This is a genomic window from Phascolarctobacterium succinatutens CAG:287 (assembly GCF_000434895.1).
GTDB lineage: Bacteria > Bacillota > Negativicutes > Acidaminococcales > Acidaminococcaceae > Phascolarctobacterium_A > Phascolarctobacterium_A succinatutens_A.
This window is the reverse complement of the sequence record NZ_FR892809.1, coordinates 1-993: the sequence shown is the minus strand read 5'-3', so window position 1 is coordinate 993 and position 993 is coordinate 1. Positions and strand designations below refer to the sequence as shown.

Genomic DNA, 993 nt, shown 5'->3' with positions numbered 1-993 from the left:
AATCTTCCGCTAGGTTTATAAAAGCATACGGCTATACCATATTCAGCACACTTTCCCAATAATGCAGGACTCGCTCCCATATAACCAAAATATAAAATTTGCTCAAACATCCGCAATGGTAATTTTTTTACTACTGTACCTTCCCTATTTATTACAACATTCTCATTATCCAGCGATAAATAAATATCTTCACTTGTCACAAATAAAGTATTCATTAAATGTCTCATAATGCATCCTCATTTAAAAATTTTGCATAATAATCCGCCACAACTGTCTTCCTGCATATAACCGGCAAGCAAATATCCTTTAAAGAACATAAGATACAGCCTTTTTTAGGCTTAACATTCGGTGTATAGCCCTGTCTATAATAGTTATGCATTTCACGCAACATAGATTCTACATTTTCACGCATAGAAGCAGTAAAAGCAATCTCTTCCCGACGATGTGTTTCATTATAATATAAAGCACCTTTAGGTATATCAACATGCAGCATTTCTTCCAAACACATAGCCTGACAGCATAATTGTAATCTGTCAGCATCAATCAGTTTACTCTTTCCGCGCTTATACTCTATGGGATAAGGTAGCCATAATCCTTCTCGTCCATATAAAGTGCATCCGTTTTCAGTCTTACTAAATTCTACAACATCACATTGTCCCGAAACGCCTAACTTTCTTGAAAAAACGTTCAAGGAACGTGTAATTAGCAAATTGCCACGTTTTTCTATAAAGCCATCATCATGACAACGTTCATGGACTATGTTACCCTCAATTGTTCTTACATTTTCCTGCCATTGATTTTCTATATGAATCAACGCCCATTGTCGACGGCAAAAGCAAAAATGCTGAATACCTGATAATTGTAAGAATTCATCTTCACAATATTCCATAAGAATTCTCCTTTCCTTTTAGGCTAATCAGAATGCGTTATTTGTGTTAACAAAACCGAAAATCCAACCGTGTTCCGTATTTCAATCCACGCTCACTCGCGGGA

2 protein-coding genes are annotated in these 993 nt (G+C 36.1%); both read right to left on the bottom strand.

Annotation, left to right across the window (positions count from 1 at the left end):
• The coding region (locus BN587_RS08175) for a CRISPR-associated endonuclease Cas1 (RefSeq protein WP_044484623.1) at positions 1–227 on the bottom strand (227 nt) is incomplete at its 3' end.
• Positions 224–889 carry a CRISPR-associated protein Cas4 gene (gene cas4, locus BN587_RS08170; protein WP_021720637.1) on the bottom strand — a complete coding sequence of 222 codons (666 nt, stop codon included), beginning with the start codon at positions 887–889 and terminating at the stop codon, positions 224–226. The genes cas4 and BN587_RS08175, both read right to left, overlap by 4 nt.
• Positions 890–993: the final 104 nt, after the last annotated feature.

Coding starts and splice junctions, on each gene's coding strand:
- cas4 (WP_021720637.1), bottom strand. CDS start 889: ATGGAATATTGTGAAGATGAATTCTTACAATTATCAGGTATTCAGCAT.